Genomic DNA, 7,007 nt, shown 5'->3' with positions numbered 1-7,007 from the left:
AGGTCCTGCGGCTGGGTGGGCGGGGGCGGCGCCTGCTGCGCCTGGTCCTGCCCCGGGCTGAGGTCCTGCTCGGCGGGGGTGTTCGCCGTGTCGGGCGCGGGGCCCTGGGCCTCCTGGACGTACGGGGGCGCGATCGTCCGGCCGTCGGTCAGCGGCGTGGGGTCGAAGGTCGTCCAGCCGACGCCGGGGAACCAGGCCTCGACCCAGGCGTGCGCGTCGGAGGTGCTGATCGAGCGGTACTGGCCGTTGTCGACGCCTGCTGTGAAGCCGACGGCCACCCGCGACGGGACGCCGACGGTCCGCAGCATCACCGCCATGGCGGACGCGAACTGCTCGCAGTACCCGGATCGGCCGACAGTGAGGAACTCGACGAGCGCGTCGTCGCCCGATCCCGGTGCCGTCCGGAGGCTGTAGGTGAACCGGCTGTCGGGCCCGGCGAAGTAGTCCTGCAGCGCCATGGCCCGGTCGAAGTTGCCGGTGCGGCCCGCCACCACCTGCTGGGCGATCTCGGTCACCCGGGGGTCGACGCCGGTGACGTCGAGGTACTCCGGCCCGACGCCGGACGATCCCGAGGACTGCCGGAGCTGGGCGACCGTGGGAACCGGCAGCAACGTCTGCTCGCGCCAGCCACCCTCCTCGCGGGGCCGTCCGGTGTAGCCGGTGCCGCTGCTGCGGTCGTAGAGCCACGCGTTCTCCGGCAGGCCGCCGACGTCGAGCGGCTCGCCGTAGAGCGGGAGCCAGTAGTCGCGGAAGGCGACGTTCTCGATCTCGACATTCGCCAGGTCGCCGGGGACGGCGGGCTGGGTCTGGACGGGGCCGGGCAGCGCGACACCCGGGTCCGGCCGGGTGGCCTGCCAGCCGGCGTCCGGCACGTACTGGCGCAGCGTGAGCGCCCGCAGGTAGGTGGGCCGGGTGAGCCCGCGGACCCGGAACAGCTCGGTGGGGCTCTGCTGGTCGAGCTGCCCGCGCAGCGCCGTGAACGGGCTGAGGCCGATCGAGCCGCCGGACCCGCCCGCGCCGCTGCCGGTGTCGAACCGGCCCGCGGTGCCGACGAAGTTCGCGCCCGCTCCGACGCCGATCGCGAGGACCACGGCCACCGCGACGATCGCGACGCTGCCGGGGAGCCTGCGCCCGAACCCGGAGCCGGCGACGAGGAGGAGCCCGAAACCGGCCGCGGCCGCGGCCATCGCCCACCACGGCAGGAGGTTGTCGGCCAGCGCTGCCGGCACGGCGAACACGGCCAGCAGCGGCACGCCGGCCGCGGCGGGCGCCCCCGCGCTCACCGCGGCGAGGTGCACGCCGATGGCGAGCAGCCCGAAGGCGGCCGTGATCAGGAACAGGATCTCCGGGGTGCCCGGCACCGGTGCGGTGCCGGTGTCGATCTGCTGACCGGCCCCGGACACGAGTGCGCCGAACTCCCCGAGCGCCGCGGGCCCGGGCAGCACGCCGAGGATCCCGTTGTCGGCGAACTGCACGGTGAGCAGGACGAGAACAGCCACGGCCTGGCCGGCGGCGACGACCACTGCGCCCAGGCGGTGCAGCAGCAGGCCGACGACGACGACGGCGACCACGGCGGCAGCGGCGTGGCCGAACCAGGCGCCGCCCTGGACGATGGCTGTGACCGGGCCACCCGCGAGCAGCACGGCCAGCCCGGACCCCAGCGCGGCGATCCAGGGCAGGCCCCGGCCCGTGGCCCCGGGGGGCGGCGCGGCGGGGGCGGCCGATGGCGGAGCGGCCGGCGGCCCCTGCACCGAAGTGCTCACGTCATCTCTCCTCGCGTGCGATGGCCGCCGGGGCGGTGGCGGGGCCGGTCACCCCGCGGTCCGGTGCGCCGGCCGTCATGACGATCCCGGCCGCAGTGCGGCGGGTGCCGCCCCGGCCACGAGGTCGTTCCACACGCGGTCGGGCGTTGACCCGGCGACGGCGACGGTGACGTGCCACCCGGCCCGGCGCAGGGCGTCGGCGTTGGCGGCGGTGTCTCCGTCGCCGCCCCGCCTGCCGCGCAGAGCCGGGTCCCACGTGCTGGTGTCCAGCAGCACGGCGTTGCCTCCGCCGGTGCGGCGTCCGAGCAGGGCCTCGACCTGGCCGGGAGCGAGCGCACCGAGCACGGCCAGCACGTCGGTGCCCGATCGGAGCTCCGGCCCGCCGAGGTCGGGACGGGCGGAGGGCCGCAGTGCGGCGAGGGCGTCGAGCAGCGGCTCGGGACCGGAGCCGGTGCCCGGCCCGCTGACGACCACCCCGTCCTCGGTGAGGAGCTCCAGCGGCTCACCGCGGGCCAGGAGGTGGGTGCAGATGCTGGCTGTGAGGCTCACCGCGAACTCGAGGCTCGAGTCGGCCCCGCGGCCGCGGTGCGCGACGTCACGGCGGTCGAGCAGCACCGACATCCCGCCGCGCCACGGTCGTTCCTCCAGCCGCACCATCAGCTCGTCGTGGCGGGCCGTGCTCTTCCAGTGGACCCGGCGCAGCTCGTCGCCCTGCCGGTAGGGGCGGATGAGGACGTCCGACGCGCCCTGGCCCTGGTGGGCGAGAGCCGCTCCCGGCGTTCCCTCACCTGCGCCGATGGCCGGAGGCAGCCCCCGGAGCGGAACCACGAGCGGCAGCACGAGCAGCCGGTCGGCGGGGGCGAGCTCGCGCTCGAACTCCGCGAGCCCGAGCGGATCACCCGCCGTGCCGGTGAGCGGGCCCACGCGGTGCACGCCACGGAGCACCGGGCGCAGCGGGTAGGTGAGCAGGGCGCTGCCCCGGCTGGACAGCCGGTGCACCGTGAACCGTGGGGGAGCGTCGGCCTGCGGGCCGGCGGCGTCGGGTGCCGTGTCGGCCAGCCGGAGCGCCCCGAGCAGTGGGCCTCCCTGCAGCCGGAGCCCGACGGTCACCGGCGACCCCACCGGCACCCGGGCCGGGGTGAGCTCGCGCTCGACGTGGACGCGCCGGCGGGCCCGCGCCGCGAGGAACAGGGCCAGCAGCGGGAGCAGGGCGACGAACACCCCGACGCGGAGCAGGTCGCGTTCGTTGAGGGCCACCGCCGAGGCCGCGGTGGCCAGGCCACCCGCGAGCAGGCAGCGTCCCCGCGTGGTGAGGCCGGAGAACCGCCCGGCCCGCTCGCTCACGGGCCGGCTCCGCCGGCGCCACCCACCACGCCCCGGCCCACCCCGCTCAGAGTCCCGGCCGGGCCGGCCCGGGTACGGCCTGCCGGCCCAGGAGGCTACGGACGATGTCGACGGCGGTGCGGCGGGAGGCCAGGGCGTCCGGGGCCAGGAGCAGCCGGTGCGCCAGCACGGGGACGGCGACGGCCTGCACGTCGTCGGGCACCACGTAATGCCGTCCGGCCAGCGCCGCCTGCGCTCTCGCCGCCCGCACCAGCTGCAGCGTGGCCCGGGGGGAGGCGCCCAGCCGCAGCTCGGGGAGCCTGCGGGTGGTGCCGACGAGCTCGACGCAGTACTGGCGTACCTCGGGGCTCACGTGGACACGGCGCACGGCGTCGATGACCGAGCGGACGAGCCGCGCGTCGACGACCGGGCGGAGGATGTCGAGCGGGTCGGAGGCGGCGTGCTCGTCGACCATCGCCAGCTCGGCCGCGAGGTCGGGGTAGCCCACGCTGACGCGCGCGGTGAACCGGTCGCGCTGGGCCTCCGGCAGCGGGTAGGTGCCGTCCATCTCGATCGGGTTCTGGGTGGCGACGACCATGAACGGGCTCGCCAGGCCGTAGGTGGCGCCGTCGACCGTGACCTGGTGCTCGGCCATGCACTCGAGCAGTGCCGACTGGGTCTTCGGCGAGGCCCTGTTGATCTCGTCGGCGATGACGATGTTGGCGAACACCGGACCGGGACGGAACTCGAACTCGGTGGTCTGCCGGTTGTAGATCGACATGCCGGTGATGTCGCCCGGCAGCAGGTCGGGGGTGAACTGGACGCGGCTGACCGAGCAGTCGATGGACCGGGCGAGCGCCTTGGCCAGCGAGGTCTTGCCGACCCCCGGCACGTCCTCCACCAGCAGGTGCCCCTCGGCGAGCAAGGTGACCAGCGCGACGCGTACCACCTCGGGCTTGCCCACGATCACCCGCTGGATGTTGGCCGCGATCCGGCCACACAGATCGGCGACGTCGGCGAGGCCTGCGCCGTCACCCTCCATGCCGGTGCGGCTGCTCGTCGCGGTCACCCGACCTCCTCGCGCTCGTCGTGTCGGTCCCGATGCGTCGAGACGGGATCAGTGTGTCAAACGGCCGTAGGCAACTTTGCCCGATGGGGTACTCCACTGATCCCCCACTGTGCCCCACCCGCGACACGCGTGGCCCCGACAGCACCCCTTCGGCGGTCCCGTGCACCCCCACTGGCGCAGTCCGAGCGTGATTTCGCTCCGAATTCTCACCCTGCGTGATCGGAACGACGGGTGCTCCCGCGGTGGCCGGTCGGTGCCCCCCACCTTCCCCCACCGCATCTGACCTGGGCTTTTGTGACGCAGATCGGGAAAGCGGCCGGATCGTTCCGGTTGACGGTGGGGCAGAGTGGGGTAATGTGGTGATCGCTGGGGCACAACGGGGCCACTGGGTGGAGGTGGGCCGATGTTCCTCGGTACCTACACCCCGAAGCTGGACGACAAAGGGCGGCTCACGTTGCCCGCGAAATTCCGCGACGAGCTGCGAGGCGGGCTGATGATCACGAAGGGGCAGGACCACTGCCTGTACGTGTTCACCCGCGAAGCCTTCGCGGAGCTGGCCGGCAAGGTGGCATCGGCGCCGCTCACCAGCGAGTCGGCGCGGGTCTTCCAGCGCAACCTGTTCTCCGGCACCGACGAGCAGAACCCCGATGGTCAGGGACGCATCGCCATCACCCCCGAGCTGCGCCGCTACGCCGGGCTCAGCAAGGACTGCGTGGTGATCGGCGCCTTCACCCGCGCCGAGATCTGGGACGCCGAGGCCTGGCAGCGGTACCAGGACGAGCACGAGGACACCTACGCCAAGGCTCAGGAGGAGGTGCTTCCCGGACTCATCTGATCCGGGAACGACGCGGGTGCGGATCGACACGGCGGTGTCCCCACCCGGCAGCCCTGGCGCACCTTCCCCGGTGCCAGGTCTGCCGGGTGGGGACATCGCCGGTGGCCCGGCTGGGGAGCCCGGGCCTTGCGGGGGCTCGACGACACGGGGCAGGGAGGTGTGCGGTGGGGCAGCACGACCACGAGAACGGGCCGGCTGGGGCCAGGCACGTCCCCGTGGCCCTGCCCCGGGTCGCCGAGCTGCTCCGCCCCGCACTCGCCGACCGCCCGGCGGTCATGGTGGACGCGACGCTCGGTCTCGGCGGGCACGCCGCCGCGCTGCTCGCGGAGCACCCGCAGCTCACCCTGGTCGGGTTGGACCGGGACCCGGAGGCGCTGGCCCTGGCCGGGCGCCGGCTGATCGCCCACGGCGACCGGGTCCACCTCGTGCACGCGGTCTACGACCGCATCGCCGACGTTCTCGCGGAGCTGGGGCTGCCCCGGGTCGACGGTGTGCTGTTCGACCTCGGCGTGTCCTCCCTCCAGCTCGACGCCGACGAGCGCGGCTTCTCCTACGCCCGCGACGCGGACCTCGACATGCGGATGGACCCGACCGTGGGCCCCACCGCGGCGGACATCCTCAACTCCTACCCGGTGCCGCAGCTCGCGCGGGTCCTGCGCGAGTACGGCGAGGAGCGCTTCGCGGGGCGGATCGCGGCCGCCGTCGGCCGCCGTCGCGCCCACGCCCCGCTGCTGCGCAGCGCCGAGCTGGTCGAGCTGCTCTACGAGGCCGTCCCCGCCGCATCCCGGCGCACCGGTGGCCACCCTGCCAAGCGGACGTTCCAGGCGTTGCGGATCGAGGTGAACGGCGAGCTGGACGCGCTGCAGACGGCGGTCCCCGCCGCTCTGGAGTCCCTCGCCATCGGCGGCCGGATCGTGGTGCTCGCCTACCACTCGCTGGAGGACCGCATCGTCAAGCGCGAGCTGGCGGTGCGGTCGACCTCCCGGACACCGGTGGATCTGCCGGTCGAGCTGCCCGGGCACGGGCCGGAGCTACGACTGCTGACCCGCGGTGCCGAGCAGGCCGGTGAGGACGAGATCGGCGACAACCCGAGGGCGGCATCCGTGCGTCTGCGGGCCGCCGAGCGCATCCGGGAGGTGGCGTCCTAAGTGGAGGGTTGAGCAGCTCCGCGGCAGGGAACGGGAGATCACGGTCGCCGGGCTCGGGCAGGGCGAACGGCGTCAGCGAGGAGGGGCCGTCATGGCAGGTGCAGACGGGGGAGCGAAGAACGTGCTCGCGAACAGATCGTCCGCCACGGGTGAGACGCAGGCCGGGGGCGAGGGATGAGCGCGCCGGTCAGTGAGCGCACGCGCACCGCGGCCCGCAACGCGGCGCGCTCCCGTACGGCGACCATCCCGGCCCAGCGCGGCGGTTCCGTCGCCGCGCCGCGTGCCTGGGAGGGAGCGCCGGCCCCGCAGAAGAGCGCGCGGTCGACGGAGAAGGCGTACGCCCGCCGGGACGACCGGGTGCGGCGCAGCGGTGCCACCCGTCCCGCGCGTACCGCGGCCACGCCGCACCGCGCACAGTTCGTGCTGCTGGTGATGGTGCTGCTCGCCGTCGGGCTGGTGGCGACGCTGTGGTTGTCCACCGCGGCCGCCGCGGGCTCCTACCACCTGCAGGACGCCCGCGACCAGGCGCTGGCGCTGAGCCAGCAGAGCGAGCGGCTGCACCGCGAGGTGGCCGACCTCGAGTCGGCACCCGAGCTGGCCCGCCGCGCCGAGGCACTCGGCATGGTGCCCGTGCAGGACTCCGCGCGTCTGGTGGTGGCCCCGGACGGCTCCGTCACCGTGGTCGGTCAGCCGAAGGCCGCCACCCCGCCGGCCAGGCCCGTCGCCCCCGCGCCGCCCGCAGCAGGCCCCGCGGCAGGCAACGTCTCCCCGGTGTCCCCCGTCGGCCCGGTGCCTCCCGGCGCCCCGGTGCCGCCCGATGCGGCGGCCGCGGCACTGCCGCCGGAGGACGTGACGCCGCCCGCCGGTCC

Annotated in this window: 6 protein-coding genes; 3 read left to right on the top strand and 3 right to left on the bottom strand. The window is 74.9% G+C overall.

The window, feature by feature from the left end; genetic code table 11:
* The 3 genes from HF577_RS36020 to HF577_RS36010 form a co-directional block, all read right to left on the bottom strand.
* The coding region (locus tag HF577_RS36020) for a transglutaminase family protein (protein WP_169400478.1) at positions 1-1,763 on the bottom strand (1,763 nt) is incomplete at its 3' end.
* A 75-nt stretch (positions 1,764-1,838) separates the two neighbouring features.
* Complete coding sequence (locus tag HF577_RS36015) at positions 1,839-3,107, bottom strand: DUF58 domain-containing protein (RefSeq protein WP_169400477.1); 1,269 nt, start codon at positions 3,105-3,107, stop codon at positions 1,839-1,841.
* A 46-nt stretch (positions 3,108-3,153) separates the two neighbouring features.
* Complete coding sequence (locus HF577_RS36010) at positions 3,154-4,128, bottom strand: AAA family ATPase (RefSeq protein ID WP_169400479.1); 975 nt, start codon at positions 4,126-4,128, stop codon at positions 3,154-3,156.
* 430 nt (positions 4,129-4,558) lie between these two features.
* Here HF577_RS36010 and mraZ point away from each other — a divergent pair, with 430 nt between their 5' ends.
* From mraZ to HF577_RS35995, 3 genes are all read left to right on the top strand, one after another.
* Positions 4,559-4,990, top strand: coding sequence for a division/cell wall cluster transcriptional repressor MraZ (gene mraZ / locus HF577_RS36005; protein WP_169400476.1), 432 nt, complete (start codon positions 4,559-4,561; stop codon positions 4,988-4,990).
* 164 nt (positions 4,991-5,154) lie between these two features.
* The gene (gene rsmH, locus HF577_RS36000; protein WP_169400475.1) at positions 5,155-6,138 is read left to right on the top strand and encodes a 16S rRNA (cytosine(1402)-N(4))-methyltransferase RsmH; all 984 of its coding nucleotides are present in this window, start codon (positions 5,155-5,157) and stop codon (positions 6,136-6,138) included.
* Positions 6,139-6,312: 174 nt separating this feature from the next.
* A partial coding sequence (locus HF577_RS35995; RefSeq protein WP_169400474.1) for a hypothetical protein occupies positions 6,313-7,007 on the top strand: 695 nt, incomplete at its 3' end.

This window comes from Pseudonocardia xinjiangensis (genome assembly GCF_012911925.1).
Taxonomy (GTDB): domain Bacteria; phylum Actinomycetota; class Actinomycetes; order Mycobacteriales; family Pseudonocardiaceae; genus Pseudonocardia; species Pseudonocardia xinjiangensis.
The sequence above is the reverse complement of the archived record's forward strand: the minus strand, read 5'-3'. Positions and strand labels throughout refer to the sequence as shown.